20 protein-coding genes are annotated in these 18821 nt (G+C 69.8%); 13 read left to right on the top strand and 7 right to left on the bottom strand.

What is annotated here, in order from left to right:
- Position 1: 1 nt before the first annotated feature.
- From ISP_RS45970 to ISP_RS45935, 8 genes are all read left to right on the top strand, one after another.
- Positions 2-751 (top strand): glycosyltransferase family 2 protein, encoded by a 750-nt coding sequence (locus ISP_RS45970; protein ID WP_049878191.1) that lies wholly within the window; start codon positions 2-4, stop codon positions 749-751.
- Positions 752-764: 13 nt separating this feature from the next.
- Positions 765-1199, top strand: a complete 435-nt coding sequence (locus ISP_RS45965) for a DUF2304 domain-containing protein (RefSeq protein WP_037374164.1) — start codon at positions 765-767, stop codon at positions 1197-1199.
- A gap of 52 nt (positions 1200-1251) precedes the next feature.
- Complete coding sequence (locus ISP_RS45960) at positions 1252-1740, top strand: uridine kinase family protein (RefSeq protein WP_063749861.1); 489 nt, start codon at positions 1252-1254, stop codon at positions 1738-1740.
- A 329-nt stretch (positions 1741-2069) separates the two neighbouring features.
- On the top strand, positions 2070-3749 hold the full coding sequence (locus ISP_RS45955) for an ABC transporter substrate-binding protein (protein ID WP_235190559.1): 1680 nt from the start codon (positions 2070-2072) through the stop codon (positions 3747-3749).
- Between the two features lie 86 nt (positions 3750-3835).
- Positions 3836-4837 carry an ABC transporter permease gene (locus ISP_RS45950; RefSeq protein WP_013230616.1) on the top strand — a complete coding sequence of 334 codons (1002 nt, stop codon included), beginning with the start codon at positions 3836-3838 and terminating at the stop codon, positions 4835-4837.
- The gene (locus ISP_RS45945; protein WP_013230615.1) at positions 4834-5763 is read left to right on the top strand and encodes an ABC transporter permease; all 930 of its coding nucleotides are present in this window, start codon (positions 4834-4836) and stop codon (positions 5761-5763) included. The genes ISP_RS45950 and ISP_RS45945 overlap by 4 nt, the downstream gene beginning before the upstream one ends.
- A 7-nt stretch (positions 5764-5770) precedes the next feature.
- On the top strand, positions 5771-6766 hold the full coding sequence (locus ISP_RS45940; protein ID WP_013230614.1) for an ABC transporter ATP-binding protein: 996 nt from the start codon (positions 5771-5773) through the stop codon (positions 6764-6766).
- Complete coding sequence (locus tag ISP_RS45935) at positions 6763-7875, top strand: ABC transporter ATP-binding protein (RefSeq protein ID WP_013230613.1); 1113 nt, start codon at positions 6763-6765, stop codon at positions 7873-7875. The genes ISP_RS45940 and ISP_RS45935 overlap by 4 nt, the downstream gene beginning before the upstream one ends.
- A 47-nt stretch (positions 7876-7922) precedes the next feature.
- Here the strand turns inward: ISP_RS45935 and ISP_RS45930 are convergent, their stop codons facing one another.
- Both ISP_RS45930 and ISP_RS45925 read right to left on the bottom strand, forming a co-directional pair.
- Entirely contained in the window at positions 7923-9119 is a 1197-nt protein-coding gene (locus tag ISP_RS45930) for an RNA polymerase sigma factor (protein WP_013230612.1), read from the bottom strand.
- Positions 9116-9472: a YciI family protein gene (locus ISP_RS45925; protein ID WP_013230611.1), complete on the bottom strand. Its 357-nt coding sequence runs from the start codon at positions 9470-9472 to the stop codon at positions 9116-9118. Before ISP_RS45925 ends, ISP_RS45930 begins: the two co-directional genes overlap by 4 nt.
- Positions 9473-9553: 81 nt before the next feature.
- On the opposite strand from ISP_RS45925, the gene ISP_RS45920 reads away from it, so the two are divergent.
- Both ISP_RS45920 and ISP_RS45915 read left to right on the top strand, forming a co-directional pair.
- Positions 9554-9985: a YybH family protein gene (locus tag ISP_RS45920; RefSeq protein ID WP_013230610.1), complete on the top strand. Its 432-nt coding sequence runs from the start codon at positions 9554-9556 to the stop codon at positions 9983-9985.
- A gap of 616 nt (positions 9986-10601) precedes the next feature.
- Complete coding sequence (locus tag ISP_RS45915; protein ID WP_013230609.1) at positions 10602-11243, top strand: DedA family protein; 642 nt, start codon at positions 10602-10604, stop codon at positions 11241-11243.
- Here ISP_RS45915 and ISP_RS45910 read toward each other — a convergent pair.
- Positions 11240-12133 (bottom strand): EamA family transporter, encoded by an 894-nt coding sequence (locus ISP_RS45910; RefSeq protein ID WP_013230608.1) that lies wholly within the window; start codon positions 12131-12133, stop codon positions 11240-11242. The two genes, ISP_RS45915 and ISP_RS45910, sit on opposite strands and share 4 nt — an antisense overlap.
- An 86-nt stretch (positions 12134-12219) precedes the next feature.
- Between ISP_RS45910 and ISP_RS45905 the strand changes: the two genes are divergently transcribed.
- A complete protein-coding gene (locus tag ISP_RS45905; protein WP_013230607.1) occupies positions 12220-13188 on the top strand; it encodes a LysR family transcriptional regulator in 969 nt (322 codons plus the stop codon).
- Here ISP_RS45905 and ISP_RS45900 read toward each other — a convergent pair.
- The gene (locus ISP_RS45900; protein WP_013230606.1) at positions 13178-13780 is read right to left on the bottom strand and encodes a TetR/AcrR family transcriptional regulator; all 603 of its coding nucleotides are present in this window, start codon (positions 13778-13780) and stop codon (positions 13178-13180) included. The genes ISP_RS45905 and ISP_RS45900 overlap by 11 nt on opposite strands.
- Positions 13781-13839: 59 nt before the next feature.
- On the opposite strand from ISP_RS45900, the gene ISP_RS45895 reads away from it, so the two are divergent.
- Positions 13840-14460: a peroxiredoxin-like family protein gene (locus ISP_RS45895; protein WP_013230605.1), complete on the top strand. Its 621-nt coding sequence runs from the start codon at positions 13840-13842 to the stop codon at positions 14458-14460.
- On the opposite strand, the gene ISP_RS45890 is transcribed toward ISP_RS45895, so the two are convergent.
- On the bottom strand, positions 14447-14836 hold the full coding sequence (locus ISP_RS45890) for a DedA family protein (protein WP_013230604.1): 390 nt from the start codon (positions 14834-14836) through the stop codon (positions 14447-14449). The genes ISP_RS45895 and ISP_RS45890 overlap by 14 nt on opposite strands.
- Positions 14837-14873: 37 nt before the next feature.
- Between ISP_RS45890 and ISP_RS45885 the strand changes: the two genes are divergently transcribed.
- The gene (locus ISP_RS45885; RefSeq protein ID WP_013230603.1) at positions 14874-15776 is read left to right on the top strand and encodes an SDR family oxidoreductase; all 903 of its coding nucleotides are present in this window, start codon (positions 14874-14876) and stop codon (positions 15774-15776) included.
- 119 nt (positions 15777-15895) lie between these two features.
- On the opposite strand, the gene ISP_RS45880 is transcribed toward ISP_RS45885, so the two are convergent.
- Complete coding sequence (locus ISP_RS45880) at positions 15896-16867, bottom strand: helix-turn-helix transcriptional regulator (RefSeq protein WP_013230602.1); 972 nt, start codon at positions 16865-16867, stop codon at positions 15896-15898.
- A gap of 3 nt (positions 16868-16870) precedes the next feature.
- On the bottom strand, positions 16871-18634 hold the full coding sequence (gene leuA, locus ISP_RS45875; protein ID WP_037374166.1) for a 2-isopropylmalate synthase: 1764 nt from the start codon (positions 18632-18634) through the stop codon (positions 16871-16873).
- Positions 18635-18821 lie beyond the last annotated feature (187 nt).

Genomic DNA, 18821 nt, shown 5'->3' with positions numbered 1-18821 from the left:
GATGGCTGTGTCTGTGACCTCGGTGACCAGTCGCCGCGTGCTCATCGTGATGCCCGCCCTCAACGAGTCGGCGAGCGTCGCGTCGGTCATCGAGCAGGTGAAGCGCGCCCTCCCGGACGGTGACGTGCTGGTCGTCGACGACGGCTCGGTGGACGACACCGCCAAGCTGGCCCGCGCCGCGGGCGCCGAGGTGGCCCGGCTCGCCGTGAACCTCGGGGTCGGCGGCGCGATGCGCACCGGCTTCCGCTACGCCGCCGCCCGCGGGTACGACGTCGTCGTCCAGGTGGACGCCGACGGCCAGCACGACCCGGACGAGCTCGACGCGCTGCTGCGCGGCCTGGACGACGCGGACATCGTGATCGGCTCCCGGTTCGCCGGCAAGGGCGCGTACAAGGCCAGCGGGCCGCGCAAGTACGCCATGGTCGCGCTGTCCATCGTGTTCTCGCGGCTGGCGAAGACCAGGCTCACCGACGTCACGTCGGGCTTCAAGGCGATGGGACCGCGCGCGATCCGGCTGTTCGCCGGCTACTACCCGGCCGAGTACCTCGGGGACACGGTCGAATCGCTGGTCATGGCCATCCGGGCGAAGCTGACCATCAAGGAGATCCCGGTCGTCATGCGGGAGCGCGCGGGCGGCACGCCCAGCCACTCGCCCGTGAAGTCGGCCGTCTACCTGAGCCGGGCCGGGCTCGCACTGCTGCTGGCGCTGGTCCGCCGCCGCCCGGCGGTCGACTCGTCCGACTCGGCATAAGGGAGCTTGCGAGATGGAAGGTTGGCGCGTCCTCAGCATCGTCGTCGCCTGCGTCGTGCTGTTCGTCGTCCTCGAGATGATGCGGCGGCGCAAGCTTCGCGAGAAGTACGCGGGCGTGTGGCTGATCGTCGCCATCGGTGTCGTGGTGCTGGCCGTGATCCCGGCGGCCGCGAAGTTCCTCGCCGGGCTGACCGGGGTGGAAACGCCGTCGAACTTCGTCTTCCTCCTCGCCGGCGTCGTGCTGGCGCTCGTGTCGCTGCACCTGTCCACCGAGACCGGGCACCTCGAGGAAGAGGTGCGCACCTCGGTCGAGGAGATCGCGCTGCTGCGCTGCGAACTCGAAGACACCCGGCGTGAGCTGGCGAGCCGCATTGCCGAGCTGGAGGCGAAAACGGCGGCCCCCGACAACGTCAAAGGGCTTCCGGAGGTCGAGCGCGTCAGCAAGTGACGCGCTGATCGAAGCCCTGCTCGCCGCGCCCGCGCGGCTGGGCCGGGTGCGCGTGCTGGCCATCGACGGCCCGTCGGGCGCCGGCAAGTCCACGCTGGCCGCCCACGTCGTCGCCGGGCTGATCGCCCGCGGGTGCCGCACGGCTTTGGTGAGCACCGACGCGTTTGCCACGTGGGACGACCCGGTTTCGTGGTGGCCCCGGCTCGTCGACGGCGTTCTGCGGCCGCTGGCCGGCGGCGTGGCGGGGGCGTACCAGCGAATGGACTGGTCCACTGGGGCACCCCGGCCGGGTGAACTCGTCCGGGTGGCCGTGCCGGACGTCCTGGTGCTGGAGGGGGTTTCGAGTGGCCGCACTTCGGTAAGACCCCTGCTTTCCCACCTCTGCTGGCTCGACGGCGGCTCCGAAGCCGGGCGGCTGGCCAAAACCGTGTCGCGGGACGGTGCGGCCGCACGGGGCGAATTGGCGCGGTGGCAACGGTTCGAGCGCGGCTGGTTCGCCGTGGACGGCACCGCCGAAGCCGCCGGGACCCTACTTCCGTAGGGGAGGGGGTGGTCACGCACCGTGTCCGCGCCGCTCCGGATCGATCAAGCTGTCCGTAGCCGGATACACGAGTGGGCCAATGTCGGTACCGCCATCAGAGTCAGTGATCGGCCACTCAGGGCAGCCGAGGCTCGCAAATGGTCACATTCTGTCGTGATTTACGGACACATTGCGGTCAAATCGGTGTCCACGTAGCGCGATCGTAACCTCACGTGCTTAAGTGCGGGCCGAGTTCCCGCTAGTGTCGGCGAGCACACCGATCGTCCGCCCGAGTTCCTGACCGACCGGACGGTGACTTTGAACCCGAAACATCTCCCAAGGGGTGCCAGATGCAGCAATTGCGGCTGACCCGAACACGCCGCGTGGCCCTGATCGGGCTCGCCGGCGCGCTCGCGGTTTCGCTGTCCGCGTGTGCGGAATCCAAGCGTGACGAAGGCGCAGGGGGTGGTTCCGGGGGCACGATGATCTTCGGCGCGGCCGGCAACCCGAAGTTGTTCGACCCGATCTTCAACGACGAGGGCGAGACCTTCCGGATCACGCGCCAGATCTTCGACACGCTGATCCAGAACAAGCCGGGCACCGCCGACCTCGAGGCCTCGCTGGCCGAGAAGTGGGAGCCCAGCAACGACGGCAAGACCTGGACCTTCTCCCTCAAGCAGGGCGTGAAGTTCTCCGACGGCACCCCGTTCGACGCGACCGCGGTCTGCTTCAACTTCAACCGCTGGTACAACATGAAGGGCGCCGCCGCCCAGAGCCAGATGATCTACTACGCCGACGTCTTCGGCGGGTTCGCCAAGAACGAGAGCGACGACTACAGCGACCCGGTCTACAAGAGCTGCGAAGCCAAGGACCCGGCGACCGCGGTCGTGAACCTGAACAAGGCCAAGGGCGCGTTCCCGGCGGCCTTCACGCTGCCGTCGTTCGCGATGCAGAGCCCGGCCGCGCTCCAGCAGTACAAGGCCGACGAGGTCACCCAGTCCGGCGACTCGTTCACCTACAGCGAATACGCGAACAAGCACCCGGTCGGCACCGGCCCGTTCAAGTTCGACAGCTGGGACCAGGGCAAGGGTGAGATCACCCTGTCCAAGAACGACACCAGCCCGACGCAGACGGCCAAGCTCGACAAGCTGATCTTCAAGGTGATCCCGGACGAGAACGCCCGCAAGCAGGCGCTCAAGGCCGGTGACATCCAGGGCTACGACTACCCGGCGCCCGCGGACTACGGCCTGCTGCGCAACGAGGGCGAGCAGGTGCTGGTGCGCCCGCCGTTCAACGTGCTCTACCTGGGCATCAACCAGTCCGGCCCGGCCGGCGACAAGCTGAAGGACCCCCGCGTCCGCAAGGCGCTGGCCTACGGCGTCAACCGCGAGCAGTTCGTCAAGAGCAAGCTGCCCGAGGGTGCCGAGGTGGCCACCGAGTTCGTGCCCAAGACGATCTCCGGCTACACCGACGAGGTCACCAAGTACCCGTTCGACCAGCAGAAGGCCAAGCAGCTGCTGCAGGAAGCCGGGGCGACGAACCTGACGCTGAAGTTCTACTACCCCACCGAGGTCACCCGGCCGTACATGCCGAACCCGGCGGACGTCTTCACCTCGATCTCGGAGGACCTGAAGGCCATCGGTATCAAGGTCGAGGCCGTCGCCAAGCCGTGGAACGGTGGCTACAAGGACGACGTGCAGAAGTTCGGCAAGCAGGACCTGCACCTGCTCGGCTGGACCGGTGACTACAACGACGCCGGGAACTTCGTCGGCACCTTCTTCGGCCGCAAGAAGCCGGAGTTCGGGTTCGACAACCCGCAGCTGTTCCAGGCGCTCGCCGCCGCGGACGCTTCGCCCGCCGGCGACGCGCACGCCAAGGCGTACCAGGAAGTCAACAAGCAGATCATGGACTACCTGCCGGCCATCCCGATCTCCTACGGCCCGCCCGCCATCGTGGTCGGCCCGAAGGTCAAGGGCCTGGTCGCCAGCCCGCTGACCGACGAGCGGTTCAACACCGTGACTGTCAACTGACGGTTCAACGCCGCGAGGCATGGGGTGGGCGCTACCGCGCCCACCCCATGTTCCGTACTCAGCGGGCTGCCACCTAAGGACTGCAAGTGCTCCGTTTTCTCGTGCGTCGGCTGCTACAAGCGATCCCGACGCTGCTCATCCTGTCCATCCTGGTCTTCGCCTGGCTGCGGTCGCTGCCCGGAGGGCCCGCGGCCGCCCTCCTCGGCGACAAGGCAACGCCGGAGAAGATCGCCAACCTCAACCACGTGCTGGGGCTCGACCAGCCGGTCGTCATCCAGTACTTCAAGTTCCTCGGCCGTGCGCTCACCGGTGACTTCGGCGCCTCGCTGATCTCCACCCAGCCGGTGATGTCGGAGATCGGCACGTTCCTGCCTGCCACCATCGAGCTGGGGATCTCCGCGATGATCGTCGCGGTGGTCATCGGCATCCCGGCGGGTTACCTTTCGGCCCGCTACCGCGGCGGCGCCGTCGACAACGTGATCATCGTGCTGACCCTGATCGGGGTCGCGGTCCCGGTCTTCTTCCTCGGCTACATGATGCAGGACGTGCTCGCCGGGCCGCTGGGCCTGCCGTCGCAGGGCCGGCAGACCGCCGGGCTGGACGCCACTTCCATCACGAACTTCGCCATCCTCGACGGCATCATGACGAGCGAATGGGACGCCGTCTGGGACGCGATCAAGCACCTGATCCTCCCGGCGTTCGCGCTCGCCACCATCCCGCTCGCGGTGATCACCCGGATCACCCGCGCGTCGGTGCTCGAAGTGCTCAACGAGGACTTCATCCGCACGGCCAACTCGAAGGGCCTCACGCAGCCGGTCGTCCGGCGGCGGCACGTGTTGCGCAACGGCCTGCTGCCGGTGGTCACCACCATCGGCCTGCAGACCGGCGCGCTGCTCGGCGGCGCGGTGCTGACCGAGCGCGTGTTCAACTTCCGCGGCCTTGGCTTCCTGCTGGCCGAAGGGATCGAACGGCGTGACTACCCCCGGCTGCAGGCGCTGCTGTTGTTCGGCGCGTTGGTGTACGTGCTGGTGAACATGCTGGTCGACGTCTCGTACGGGATCATCGACCCGAGGGTGCGTGTGCGATGAACACTCTGCTGAACAAGAAGAAGGAACCGATCGACAAGCTCGCGTCGGCGTCCGGGCACAGCCTGGGCGGCGAAGCGGTGCGGCGGATGCTGCGCAGCCCGGTGGCCATCACCGGCGGCGTGATCACCGCGTTGTTCCTCCTGCTGGCGATCTTCGCGCCGCTGATCGCGCCGAAGGACCCCTACGAGCGTTACCTGCAGAGCAAGGTTTCCCTTGGCCAGGGCATCATCCCGGGCGCACAGCCCGGATTCCCGCTCGGCGTGGACGACTTCGGCCGCGACTACCTTTCGCGGATGCTCGTCGGTGCCCAGCAGACGCTGCTGGTCGGCGTGCTGGCCACGGTGATCGGCGTGCTGATCGGGGTCGTCATCGGCGGGCTGGCCGGCGCGTTCGGTGGCTGGGTCGACACCGTCCTCATGCGACTGGTCGACGTCATGCTGTCGGTGCCTTCGCTGCTGCTGGCCATTTCGGTGGCGGCGCTGTTCCAGAAGCCCAGCCAGTGGACAGTGATCCTGGCCGTGTCGATGATCGGCGTGCCGATCTTCGCGCGGCTGCTGCGCGGTTCCATGCTGGTGCAGCGCGGCAGCGACCACGTGCTCGCCGCGACGTCGCTGGGCGTGAAGCGGACGTCCATCGTGTTCCGGCACATGCTGCCGAACTCGCTGGGCCCGGTCATCGTGCAGGCGACGCTGACCCTGGCCACCGCCATCCTCGAGGCCGCGGCGCTGTCGTTCCTCGGCCTGGGCGACCCGGACCCGAACCGGGCGGAGTGGGGCATCATGCTGAGCCGCGGGGCCCGGCAGTTCCTCGACGTCCGGCCGGAGCTCGCGTACTACCCCGCCATCGCGATCATCGTGGTGGCGCTCGGGTTCACGCTGCTCGGCGAGTCCCTCCGCGAAGCCCTCGACCCGAAGAACAGGCGGTGAAGCACTGATGGCACTCCTTGAAGTCCGTGATCTCAAGGTCGACTTCGTCCGCCGAGGCGAGCGGTCGTTCACCGCGGTGGACGGCGTGAGCTTCGACGTCGAACCGGGCCAGACGGTCGGCCTGGTCGGCGAGTCCGGCTGCGGCAAGTCCGTCACGTCGCTGGCGATCATGCGGTTGCTGGCCAAGCGCGGTAACAAGGTCAGCGGTTCGGTGCGCTTCGAAGGCACCGACCTGCTCACGCTGCCCGACCGGGAAATGCGCGACCGCCGCGGCCGTGACCTCGGCATGGTGTTCCAGGACCCGCTGTCCTCGCTGAACCCGGTCATCCCGATCGGGCTGCAGATCACCGAGGTGCTGGAGCGCCACCGCGGGATGTCCCGCAAGGTGGCGTCCCGCGAAGCGGTGGACCTGCTGGACAAGGTCGGCATCCCGGACCCGTCCCGGCGGCTTTCCGAGTACCCGCACCAGCTTTCCGGCGGGATGCGGCAGCGTGCGCTGATCGCGATCGCGCTGGCGTGCCGGCCGCGGCTGCTCATCGCCGACGAGCCGACGACCGCGCTCGACGTCACCATCCAGGCGCAGATCCTGGCGCTGCTGCGGGAACTGGTGCAGGACACCGGTACCGCGCTGATCATGATCACCCACGACCTCGGCGTCGTCGCCGGGCTGTGCGACGAGGTCAACGTCCTCTACGGCGGCAAGATCGTCGAGCGGGCGCAGCGGCACCGGCTGTTCGCCGAGCCGCGGCACCCGTACACGCACGGCTTGCTCGCCTCGATCCCGCGCCTGGACGCGGGCCGCGGCGAGAAGCTGATCCCCATCCGGGGTTCGGTTTCCGACAACATCCCGTGGGACCACGGGTGCGCCTTCGCCCCGCGCTGCCCCAACGCGCTGCCGGTCTGCCGCGAGGTCCAGCCGCAGCTGGTGCCCGACCGGGGCGCCCTGCTGCGCTGTCACAACCCCGTGCGGCCGGCGGTCGCCGCGGGAGGAGGAACCCGATGACCCGTCCTGCTGGTGACGTGCTGCTCGAGGTCACCGACCTCAAGGTGCACTTCCCGATCAAGAGCGGCGTCGTGTTCGACCGGACGGTCGGGCACGTGTTCGCGGTCGACGGCGTCGACCTGGCCATCCGGCGGGGCGAAACCTACGGCCTGGTGGGCGAATCCGGCTGCGGCAAGTCCACTTTGGGCCGGGCGATCCTGCGGCTCAACGAGCCCACTTCCGGGCACGTGGTGTTCGACGGCACCGACGTCGCCGCCCTCAAGGGAGAGGAACTGCGGAAGGCCCGGCGCCGGATGCAGATGATCTTCCAGGACCCGATGTCCAGTTTGGACCCACGGCAGTCGGTCGAGTCGATCCTGCTCGAGGGCATGCACGCGCACGGCCTCGACAAGGACAAGGAAGCGACCCAGCGGCGGCTGCGTCAGCTGTTGTCGGCGGTCGGCTTGCCGGAGACGTCGTTGCGGAAGTACCCACACGAGTTCTCGGGCGGGCAGCGCCAGCGCATCGGCATCGCGCGGGCGCTGGCCGTGGAGCCGGACCTGATCGTCGCCGACGAGCCGGTGTCCGCATTGGACGTTTCGGTGCAGGCCCAGGTGGTGAACCTGCTGGAGGACCTGCAGCAGCAGCTCGGCCTGACCTACGTCGTGATCGCGCACGACCTCGCGGTGGTGCGGCACATCTCCGACCGCATCGGCGTGATGTACCTCGGTGCGCTGGTGGAGGAGACCGACGCGGACTCGCTGTACCGGGACCCGCTGCACCCGTACACGCGGGCGCTGCTGTCGGCCATCCCGGTGCCGGACCCGCAGGTCGAGGACACCCGCGAGCAGATCCTGCTCGCCGGTGACCTGCCGTCGCCGGCGAACCCGCCGTCGGGCTGCCGCTTCCACACGCGCTGCCCGTGGAAGCAGGCGAGCTTGTGCGACACCGACCGCCCGCAGCTGCGCGAAATCGGCGGCGGGCACCGGGTGGCGTGCCACTACGCGGAGGACATCCGTGACGGGCGCATCCAGCCGCACGAAGTGGAGCCGGAGCTGGTGGAACTGACCGGGGCGCTCAACCCCGATCTGGGGCCGCCGGACATCGGCACCGCCGCCGAGATCCTCTGAGGCTCCGAAGCTGACGGCCGGCCGGGCGTTGTCCCGGCCGGCCGTTCTCACGTCTCCAGCTTGGCGGCCCGCGACTGCAGGTACGCCTGTTCCGGCAGGCTCAGCGTCCGCCGGGCGGCGGCCAGGTACGCCTCGCGGGCCCCGGCCGCGTCCCCGGACAGCTCCAGCAGGTGCGCGCGGATCGCGTCGACCCGGTGGTGGTTCGCGAGCGCGGGGTCCTTGGCCAGTTCCGACAGTTCCGCCAGCCCCGCTTCGGGGCCGTGGACCTGCGCGAACGCCACGGCCCGGTTCAGCGTCACCATCGGGCCGGGTGCCACGACCCGCAGCAGGTCGTAGAGGGTGAGGATTTCGGCCCAGTCGGTTTCGCCGGCCGTGGTGGCCTCGTCGTGGACCGCGGCGATTGCCGCCTGCAGCTGGTACGGCCCCACCGGCGCGGTCGCGAGTGCGTGCGTGATCAGCGCGACGCCCTCGTCGATGAACGCCCGGTTCCACCGGGTGCGGTCCTGCTCGGCCAGCGGGACGAGAGCGCCGGTCGCGTCGACGCGGGCCGGGCGCCGGGCCTCGGTCAGCAGCATGAGGGCGAGCAGCCCGGCGACCTCGCCGTCGTCCGGAAGTCCTCCGCGCAGCTGCCGGACCAGCCGGATCGCCTCGGTCGTCAGCTCGACGCGGCTCAGCGCGTCCCCCGAGCTGGCCGTGTGGCCCTCGGTGAAGATCAGGTAGAGCACCTGCAGCACCGCGGCCAGCCGTTCGGTGCTGTCGTCCCTCGTGAGCCGTTCCCCTTTCAGCTTCTGTTTCGCGCGGCTGATGCGCTGGCCGATCGTGGCCTCGGGGACGAGGAAGGCCCGGGCGATCTCGGCCGTCGTCAGCCCGCCGACCGCGCGCAGGGTGAGGGCGACTTGCGATGGCGGCGTCAGCGACGGGTGGCAGCAGAGCAGCAGCAAGGTCAAGGTGTCGTCGACCCCGCTGACCGGCTCTTTGCCGGGCGGCTCGGCGAGCGCGACGGTTTCTTCACGCCGCTGCCGCGCGGTCTCACTGCGCCACTGCTCGATCCGGCGCCGGGACGCCGCCGTGATCAGCCAGCCTTTCGGGTGATCCGGGACGCCCTCGGCCGGCCACTGCTGCGACGCGGCCAGCAGCGCCTCCTGGACGGCGTCCTCACAGGTGTCGAAGCCGCCGTACCGCCGGACGAGCGCGGCGAGGACCTGCGGCGCGAGCTCGCGAAGCAGGTGTTCGACGTCGGTCACAGCTCCGGCCCGTGCAGCCCCATCACCGGCCGCACCTCGACCACCCCGAAGGAGGCTTCCGGGATCCGCCGCGCGACCTCGAGAGCGCGTTCTTCGCTCTCGCAGTCGAGCAGGTAGAAGCCGGCGAGGAACTCCTTGGCCTCGGCGAAGGGCCCGTCGGTGGCCAGTGGACCCACCCGCTTGGCGAGCTCCGGGAAGGCGAGCCGTTCGGAGACGATCCGCTCGCCGGAGGCGTCGAGATCATCGTTGAGCTGCTGGTAGAGGGCCAGCCCGGCGGCCCGCTGTTCGTCGCTCATGCCTTCCCACGCTTTGCGGGACTGGGGGTTGCCGTAGATCAGGACCACGTATTTCACGTTCGCCTCCGCGAGGATGTCGAAATCCGCCTGCCGGCGCCTACGTCCCTCGTGCAGACACCGACCGTTGAGGAGAATGGCATGAGCGAGCAGCAGATCCGCGACTTGATGGCGGCGCGTGAGGTGGCGATGGCGACCCGTGACGCGGAGACGTTGGGAGCGCACTACGCCCCGGACGTGGTCGCGTTCACGTTGGCGCCCCCGCTGGTGCACCGCGGCGCGGAGGTCATCGACGTCGAGGCGCGCCGGGCGTGGTTCGAGACGTTCGAGGGCCCGATCGAGTACGAGATCCGCGACCTGGAGATCACGATCGGGGGAGACATCGCGTACAGCCACGCGCTGAACCGCATGTCGACAACGCCGAAGGGCGCGCCGGCGGGGTTCGAGCTGTGGTTCAGGTCGACGGTGTGCTTCCGGCGGGAGGATGGTGGGTGGCGGATCACCCACGTGCATGATTCGACGCCGTTCTACATGGACGGAACCCTGCGGGCGGCGGTGGACCTGAAGCCGTGAGTGCTGTTGTCCCTGTGCAGCTTCCCGGCCCCCGAGCAGCTCCCCACCCTCCCGGGGGGCGTGCCCAAGTCCATTCTATCGGGGGGTCCTGTCAAAACCCGCAGATCGGGGGTCGGGGGCCGGAGTTGTCCACATGGGGGTGGGTTCTGTGGATAACTCTGATCGGCTGCTGGCAGATGCCTCGTCATCAGGTGTGATGCCTCCGCAATCACGTGTGATGCCTCGGCAGTCACGTGTGACGCCCCGGCAGTTACGTGTGGTGCCCTTCCGCCGACCCGAACGCCGGATTGTTCAACGGCCGGCACGCCGCGTAAAGGCGGGAAAGCGTGCCTTGACCCGGCGTGCCGGCCGCTGATGCGGCTGCGTATCGGGTTGGCAGGGGGGTGTGCTCGGTGTCGGGCTGGCTGGTGGGGGCCTCGATTTCGGGTTGGCGGGGAGGTGCGCTCGATGCGGGTTGGCAGGGGAGGTGTGTTCGGTATCGAGGGTGTTCGCTGGGTTACCCCCGACCTAAGTCGTACCCCGGTCAATACCTGAGGATGCCGCCTCGCGTGGGCGCCCCCGGTACGCTTTGGACTGCGAACACCATTTCCGACGTTGGTAGCAGGGGGTACGGGCTGTGCACATCGACCAGTGGCTGGCGACGATCCCGCCGATCTCGGTGTACCTGATCGTCGGCGCGGTGATCATGATCGAAAGCCTTGGTATCCCGCTGCCTGGCGAGGTGGTGCTGGTCAGCGCGGCCTTGCTCACCCTGAGCCACCCCAACCTGAGCCCGCTGTGGGTCGGCGCCGTGGCCAGTGCCGGTGCCATCGTCGGTGACAGCATCGGCTACTTCATCGGGAAAACCGGCGGGCAGCGGCTGTTCGCCTGGGCGGGGCGGAAATTCCCGAAGCACTTCGGGCCGACGCACATCGCCAACGCCGAACGGATTTTCAACAAACGCGGCATGTGGGCCGTGTTCTTCGGCCGGTTCATCGCGTTCCTGCGCATCCTCGCCGGTCCGCTCGCCGGGTCGCTGCGCATGCACTACCCGAAGTTCCTGTTCGCCAACGCGCTCGGCGGCATCGCCTGGGCCGGCGGCACGACCGCCCTCATCTACTACGTCGGGGAGGCCGCCGAAAAATGGCTCGGCGACTTCTCCAAGTACGGCCTGATCGCCGCCATCGTCCTCGGTGTCGTCGTCTTCCTCGTCATGAAGAAGCGCCTCGGTCGCGACCACGCCGAAAAAGAGGAAAAGCAGGAAGAGACCGCCGCCTAGACCGCGACGAGCTCGGGCTTGCGCGCGGGCCGTCGCACGGACCCGAGCAGCACGCCGGCGATCACGACCACGGCGGCGCCGACCTCCAGCCAGGTCGGCCGCTCGCCCAGCAGCAGGAACGACGCCGTCAGCCCGACCACCGGCACCAGCAGCGAGAACGGCGAAACCACGCCGGCCGGGTTGCGGCGCATCAGCGTCGTCCACAGGCCCGATCCGACGACCGTGCCGATCAGCACCACGTAGGTCAGCCCGCCCAGCGCGGTCAGCCCGGTCGGCGTCCCGAGCGTCGTCAGCGAACGCCACTGCGCGGCCGGCCCCTCCATGACCAGCGAAAGCGCGAACATCGGCAGCGGCGGCACCACCGACATCCACAGCGTGAAATGCAGCGGGTTGTCCGGCTTGGCCTTGCGCGTGCTCAGGTTGCCGAACGCCCAGCTCAGCGCGGCCAGCAAGGTCAGCACCATCGGCAGCAGCGCGGCGTGCCCGGACCGCTGCCACGCGATCGCGGCCATCCCGGCCACCGCCAGCGCGATGCCGGCCAGCTGGTGCGGCGTGACGCGTTCGCCCAGGAAGACGGCGCCGAGCAGCACCGTGAACGGCGCCGACGCCTGCAGCACCAGCGACGCGAGCCCGGTCGGCATGCCGGTGTCCATCGCGATGAACAGGAACGCGAACTGGCCGGTGCCGAAGCCGAGGCCGTACCCGAGCAGGTGCCGCACCGGCACCTTCGGCCACGGCACGAACAGGATCGTCGGGACGGCGATCACGGCGAACCGCAGCGCGCCCGCGAACACCGGCGGGAACTGGCCGAGCGTGGCGTGAATGGCCAGGAAGTTGAGGCCCCAGAGGACGGCGACGAGCACGGCGAGCAGGCGATCACGGGCGGGCATGCCTCCACTGTGACAACGAGGACCGTGAAGGACCAGCGAGAATATCTGCAGGAACCTTGTAGCAGTGCTTCAAGTACAGTGGCGGCGTGGATCTGGGCCGGCTGCGCACGCTGCGGGAATTCGCCGACCGCGGGAGCGTGACGGCGGCCGCGCGGGCGCTGCACTGCACGCCGTCCGCGGTCTCGCAGCAGCTGCGCGCGCTGCAGCGGGAGGTCGGCCTGCCGCTCACCGAGCCGGCGGGTCGTGGCCTGCGGCTGACCGACGCGGGCCGCGCGCTGGTCGCCCGCGCCGACGAGGTGCTCGCCGCGCTCGAGCGGGCCGAGTCCGAATTGGACACCTACCGCAGCGCGCCGCGCGGGCGGGTGCGGATCGCGATCTTCCAGTCGGCCGGCCTGATGCTGCTGCCGGGCCTGCTGACCCGGGTCGCCGGGTACGACGGCCTGGAGATCGACGTCCGGGACGTCGACATGACGCCGCCAGAGGTGCCCGGGCTGGTGGCGGACTACGACATCGTCGTGGCGCACCGCGACGAGCACGCGCCGGAGTTCGCCTCGAGCCGCCTCGAGGTGGTGCCGCTGCTGCGCGAACCGCTCGACGTCGCGCTGCCGGCCGGGCACCGGCTGGCGAACCAGCGCCGCGTGGAGCTGGCGGATCTCGCGGACGAACGCTGGATCAGCGTCGACTTCGGCTTCCCGGTGGACGACGTGCTGCGCTCGCTGACCATCCGCACCGGCGTGCGGCCGGTCGTGGTGCAGCGGATCAACGACTTCCGGATCACCGAGCGGCTGGTCGCCGCCGGCCACGGCATCGCGCTCCTGCCGCGGTACACGATGGGCACCTGGTCCACGGCGTCTTTCGAGGGTCCGGGCGGCGGAGCCCCCGGCCCGGGGAGAAGCCCCGGATGGCAGGGCAGCGGGCTGGTTGGGCGGCCGCTCGCCGGCATCCGCGCGGCCCGGCTGGTGGAGGCGGTCTGCCGGACGGGCGCCCGCCGGCGCCCGGCGGTGGCCCAGGTGATCGAGGAACTGCGCGCGGAAGTCGCTCAGCTCACCGCTTGAAGCCGCGCAGGTACGCGAGCGCGATCCCGAGCGCGTCCTCCAGCGCCGTGAGGTCGTGCCGGATGTGCGCCAGCAGCAGTCCACCTTGGACGGACGTCATCGCCGCCTGCGCCAGCCGCGCCGGATCGGCGTCGACGGCGAGCTCCCCGTTGTCCTGCAATGTTTTCAGCCCGCGCGCCAGGTGGGACTCCCACGTCCGGTAGGCCTGGTCGACCAGCGGCGCGAGCTTCGGGTTGTCGCCCACTTCGCCGGCGAGGTTGCCCAGCGGGCAGGCGATCGGCGCGCCCGCGCGGCGGTGAACGTCCAGCAGCTGCTCGGTCCACGTCTCCAGATCGGCCCACGAGGCCAGCGTGAAGATCGCCGGCTGGTTGCCGAGGATCTGCTCGAGGTAGCGGTCGATCACGGCCTCGACCAGCTGTTCCTTGTTCTTGAAGTAGTGGTACATCTGCGATTTCCCGGCCCCGCTCGCGGCGAGCACCTTGTCGACGCTCGTGCCCGCGACGCCGTCGACGTACATCAGCGTGGCCGCCGCATCGACGATCGCCTCGCGGGTCCGCTTGCCGCGTGGGGTCGAAGCCGCTTGCGTCTCCATGTACTGGATAGTACAGTTCGCCTCACTGTACCGATCAGTACAACCATTAGGGGGATTTCATGACACTCCAGAACGCCCTGACCGGGATCAACGACCACGCCCGCGGCGCACTGCCGGCGGAGGTCTTCGCGGTCCTCGACGCCGACCGCCGCCGGGCCGGGAACCCGGATGTCTCCCAGGTGGGCGCCCGGATCGAGAACTTCGAGCTCCCCGGGGCCGACGGGAAGCTGACGAGCCTCGGCGAGCTGGTCGCGGTCGGGCCGGCGGTGCTCGTGTTCTACCGCGGCCAGTGGTGCCCGTACTGCAACCTGACCCTGCGCACCTACCAGCAGGAAGTCCTCCCAGAGCTGGAGAAGTACGGCGCGACGCTGGCCGCGATCAGCCCACAGCAGCCGGACGGCTCGGTGCCGTTCGAAGACCTGGCGTTCCCGGTGCTTTCGGACGTCGGCAGCACGGTCGCGCGTGGGCTCGGGCTGAGCTACCCGGTGTCCCAGCCCGTGCGGGAGGCCATGGAGGCGCTCGGCACGGACCTCGAGAAGGTCAACGGCAGCTGGGAGCTGGTGCACCCGGCGGTCGTCGTGGTCGATCAGGACCGCGTGATCCGCTACATCGACGTCCACCCGGACTTCGTCACGCGGACCGAGCCGGTGGAAATCCTGGAAGCGGTCAAGTCGCTTTGACGCTGTGTTTCACGCTGTAGGTGATCACCGAACCCAGGATCAGGGCCACGGCCAGGGAGAGCAGCGGGCTGATCCCGGGTTCGGTGACGATCCGGCCGCCGGCGTAGCCGAGGAAGGCCACGTACGACGTCCAGAGCGTGACGCCGACGGCCGAGGCGGTGAAGAACTCCGTCATCGGCCACCGGAGCGATCCGGCGAGGAGGGCGCCGAGCGTTCCGCCCGACGGCAGCCAGCGGGCGACCACCAGCACCGGCCGGGGATGGCGCTGCAGCCGCCCGTCGAGCCAGCCGAGGCCGGCGGCGATCTTCTTCCGCCGGCTCAGCCGGTCCAGCGCCGCCCGGCCACCGAACCGGCCCCACAGACTGCCCGAAACCATGCCAGGAGTTGTCATGGTTCGCCGCGAGGCTGGGCGCATGAACGAACTTTCCGGAAAAGTCGCCCTGGTGGCGGGCGGCACGCGCGGCGCGAGCCGGGCGATCGCCGTCGAACTGGGCCGCGCGGGCGCCTTCGTGTACGTGACCGGCCGGACCACGCGCGCCGGACGGTCCGAAGTGGACCGTCCGGAGACGATCGAGGAGACGGCTGAGCTGATCGAGCGGGCAGGCGGTGCGGCGGAAGCGATCCGCGTCGACCACCTGGTCCCGGCCGAGGTCGAGGCCCTGGCCAAGCGCATCGAACGCCTCGACATCCTGATCGATGGCCTCTGGGGCGGCGACCGGCACCTGGGCTGGGGCAAGCCGGTGTGGGAGCACGACCTCGACGCGGGTCTGCGGATGATCCGCCTCGGCATCGACGCGCACCTGATCACCAGCCACTACCTGCTCCCGCTGCTGATCGGCCGTCCGGGCGGGCTGGTCGTCGAGCTGACCGACGGGACGGCCGAGTACAACGCGAAGTACCGGGTCGGCACGTCGCTGCCGTTCTATCTGGCGAAGGCGTCGGCGCACCTGCTGGCGATCGGCGAAGCGGCCGAGCTGGCTTCTTTCGGGGCGGCTGCGGTCGCGTTCACGCCGGGGTACCTGCGGTCGGAGGCGATGCTGGAGATCTACGGGGTGACGGAGGAGAACTGGCGCGACGCTTGCGAGCGCGTGCCGCACTTCGCGATTTCGGAGACACCGACGTTCTGCGGGCGAACGGTGGTGGCCTTGGCAGCGGACCCCGAGCGGGACCGGTGGAGCGGGCAGACGGTGAGCAGCGGGCAGCTGGCGAAGGAGTACGGAGTGGATGACGTGGACGGCAGCAGGCCGGATGCGTGGCGGTACATGACCGAGGTGGCGGACGCCGGAAAGCCTGCGGACACCACCGGCTACCGCTGACACGGCCCCCCGCCCTCCCTGGGGGGCGTCCCCAAGTCCAGTCTATCGGCGAGGGGTGACAAAACCGCCCATTCGCCCGCCGCGACCGGAAGTTGTCCACATCCGCCGACCCCTGTGGATCAGCCGTTGCGGGCGGCCAGTTGTGCGCCGATCGCGGCCAGCGCCGCCCGCAGGGAAGCCGGCTCCAGCACCTCCACCCCCGGGCTCAACGCCACCAGCTGGCCGAGTCCGATCTCGTCGTCTTCCAGGGCGAGCTCGGCCTCGGCCCAGCCGTCCGCAGCCGGCGTCGCGAGCGAAACCACCGTGTCCGCCAGGTGCTCGCCCCCGAACACGCGGCGCAGCTCCCGCACCGCCGTCCGGTCGAGCCGGGCGCGCACCCGCAACGGCCGCGCCACCTGCTCGAAGGTCGCCGACGACGAACGCCACCAGCGGGCCAGATCGAAGTCCGGGGGCCGGTCGAAGGGCACGTCCGAAGACTGCACCTCCAGAACCCGCGACACCCGATACGTCCGCAACGCGTCGTCCGGGATCACGCGCGCCACCAGGTACCAGACCCCCGCCTTCAGCACGAGCCCCAGCGGTTCCAGCTCCCGCGACGCCACCTTGTCCCGGCGCCGGTACGTCACCGAAACCCGCCGCTGCGACCACACCGCCTGCGCCACCGCCGCCAGCGCCGGCGGCTCGTCCGCGGAGCCGAACCAGCCGGGCGCGTCCAGGTGGAACCGGCCCGCCACCAAAGCCGCGTGTTCCCGCAGCTCGGCCGGCATCCCGGCGGCCACCTTCGCGCGCGCCGCGCTGCCCGCGGTGTCGAGGCCGAGCCCGGCGAGCGCGTCCGGCACCCCCAGCGCGAACAGCGCGACGGCCTCCCGCGCCGTCAACCCGTCGAGCCCGGAGCGCCAGCCGTCGACCAGGCGGAAGCCGCCGTGGCGCCCTTGCTCCGTCCACAGCGGGACGCCTGCCTCCCGCAGCGCCGCCAGGTCGCGGTGCATCGTGCGCTCGGAAACGCCGAGCTCCCCCGCGAGCTCGGCGGCGGTCGCGCTGCGCCGCCGTTGCAGCGTGAACAGCAGCGCGACCAGCCGCTCGGCTTTCACCGGCTAGCGGTTGGCGCGGTTCACCGCCGAGACGACCGCGCGCAGTGACGCCGTGACGATCGACGGGTCGATGCCGATGCCCCAGAACACCCGGTCCGAGATCGCGCACTCGATGTACGACGCGGCGCGCGCGTCGTCGCCCGGCGAGAGCGTGTGTTCGTTGTAGTCCAGCAGGCGCAGGTCGAAGCCCACCGTCGACAGCGCGTCGAAGAACGCCGCGATCGGGCCGTTGCCGCGGCCGGTGACCTCGTGCTCGTCACCCTCCACCTTCACGGTCGCGGTGATGTCGTACTCGCCGTCGCCGTTGTCGCGCACGTGCTGGCGGACCAGCTCCAGCGGCGTCTTCAGCTCCAGGTACTCGGCCGAGAAGGCGTTGTACATGGTGGCCGGGTCGACCTCGCCGCCCTCGGTGTCGGTGTAGCGCTGGATGACCTTCGAGAACTCGATCTGCAGCCGCCGCGGCAGGTCGAGCTGGTGCTCGGCCTTCATGATGTAGGCGACGCCGCCCTTGCCGGACTGCGAGTTCACCCGGATCACGGCCTCGTACGTCCGGCCGACGTCCTTCGGGTCGATCGGCAGGTACGGGACCTCCCACGGGTACTCGTCGATCGGGACGCCGGCCTTGTCGGCGGCGTCCTTCAGCGCGTCGAGGCCCTTGTTGATCGCGTCCTGGTGGCTGCCCGAGAACGCGGTGAACACCAGGTCGCCGCCCCACGGCGAGCGCTCGCCGACCGGCAGCTGGTTGCAGTACTCGACCGTCCGCTTGATCTCGTCCATGTCGGAGAAGTCGATCTGCGGGTCGATGCCCTGGCTGTAGAGGTTCATGCCCAGCGCGACCAGGTCGACGTTGCCGGTGCGCTCCCCGTTGCCGAACAGGCAGCCCTCGATCCGGTCGGCGCCGGCCTGGTAGCCCAGCTCGGCGGCGGCGATGCCGGTGCCGCGGTCGTTGTGCGGGTGCAGCGACAGGATCACCGAGTCGCGGCGGTCCAGGTTCCGGGACATCCACTCGATCGAGTCGGCGTAGACGTTCGGCGTCGCCATCTCGACGGTCGCCGGCAGGTTCAGGATCACCGGCTTCTCCGGCGTCGGCTGCCAGATCTCGGTGACGGCGTTGCAGACCTCGAGCGCGTAGGACAGCTCGGTGCCGGTGTAGGACTCCGGCGAGTACTGGAAGCGGAAGTCGGTGTCCGGCTGCTTCGCGGCCAGCTCGACGACCATTTCCGCGGCCTGCGTCGCGATCTTCTTGATGCCCTCGCGCTCCTCGCGGAAGACCACGCGGCGCTGCAGGATCGACGTCGAGTTGTAGATGTGGACGATCGCCCGCGGCGCGCCTTCGAGCGACTTGAAGGTGCGTTCGATCAGCTCGGGACGGCACTGGGTCAGCACCTGGATGCTGACGTCGTCCGGGATGGCGTGCTCTTCGATGATCTCGCGGACGAAGTCGAAGTCGGTCTGGGACGCGGCCGGGAAGCCGACCTCGATCTCCTTGTACCCCATGCGGACCAGCAGGTCGAAGAACTTGCGCTTGCGCGCGGGCGACATCGGGTCGATCAGGGCCTGGTTGCCGTCCCGCAGGTCGACGGCGCACCACAGCGGCGCGCGGTCGATGCGCTTCTCGGGCCAGGTGCGGTCGGGCAGGTCGATGTTCTCGACCACGTCGTACCAGGGGCGGTAGCGGTGGACCGGCATGGACGTGCCGCGCTGGGTGTTCCAGGCGGGCTGGTCAGCGGGCGCGGGGCGAGAGGGTTTGCGGATGCGCGAACTCATGAAAGGGGTGTCTCCAGATCGACGGGTGCGACCGGCACCACGAAGCCCCGCGACGGGGAGCCGGTCCGGTCAGGCCCCGTCGCGGCAGCGAAGCAGGAGAGCACGCGCCACGGCCCCACCATAACCAGGGAACGCGGGCTGAGGGAAGCCGGGCCGCGATGGAACCGTCCCCACCACCGCCCTCAAC

It is taken from the genome of Amycolatopsis mediterranei (genome assembly GCF_026017845.1).
GTDB lineage: Bacteria > Actinomycetota > Actinomycetes > Mycobacteriales > Pseudonocardiaceae > Amycolatopsis > Amycolatopsis mediterranei.
Note: the sequence above shows the minus strand (reverse complement) of the source record. Positions and strands in the feature narration are given on the sequence as shown.

Bases quoted from the DNA above. Each gene is read 5' to 3' on its own strand.
- leuA (WP_037374166.1), bottom strand. From the start codon at position 18,634: ATGAGTTCGCGCATCCGCAAACCCTCTCGCCCCGCGCCCGCTGACCAG.
- ISP_RS45935 (WP_013230613.1), top strand. From the start codon at position 6,763: ATGACCCGTCCTGCTGGTGACGTGCTGCTCGAGGTCACCGACCTCAAG.
- ISP_RS45940 (WP_013230614.1), top strand. From the start codon at position 5,771: ATGGCACTCCTTGAAGTCCGTGATCTCAAGGTCGACTTCGTCCGCCGA.
- ISP_RS45885 (WP_013230603.1), top strand. From the start codon at position 14,874: ATGAACGAACTTTCCGGAAAAGTCGCCCTGGTGGCGGGCGGCACGCGC.
- ISP_RS45900 (WP_013230606.1), bottom strand. From the start codon at position 13,780: ATGGAGACGCAAGCGGCTTCGACCCCACGCGGCAAGCGGACCCGCGAG.
- ISP_RS45890 (WP_013230604.1), bottom strand. From the start codon at position 14,836: ATGGTTTCGGGCAGTCTGTGGGGCCGGTTCGGTGGCCGGGCGGCGCTG.
- ISP_RS45895 (WP_013230605.1), top strand. From the start codon at position 13,840: ATGACACTCCAGAACGCCCTGACCGGGATCAACGACCACGCCCGCGGC.
- ISP_RS45965 (WP_037374164.1), top strand. From the start codon at position 765: ATGGAAGGTTGGCGCGTCCTCAGCATCGTCGTCGCCTGCGTCGTGCTG.
- ISP_RS45910 (WP_013230608.1), bottom strand. From the start codon at position 12,133: ATGCCCGCCCGTGATCGCCTGCTCGCCGTGCTCGTCGCCGTCCTCTGG.
- ISP_RS45920 (WP_013230610.1), top strand. From the start codon at position 9,554: ATGAGCGAGCAGCAGATCCGCGACTTGATGGCGGCGCGTGAGGTGGCG.
- ISP_RS45970 (WP_049878191.1), top strand. From the start codon at position 2: ATGGCTGTGTCTGTGACCTCGGTGACCAGTCGCCGCGTGCTCATCGTG.
- ISP_RS45945 (WP_013230615.1), top strand. From the start codon at position 4,834: ATGAACACTCTGCTGAACAAGAAGAAGGAACCGATCGACAAGCTCGCG.
- ISP_RS45955 (WP_235190559.1), top strand. From the start codon at position 2,070: ATGCAGCAATTGCGGCTGACCCGAACACGCCGCGTGGCCCTGATCGGG.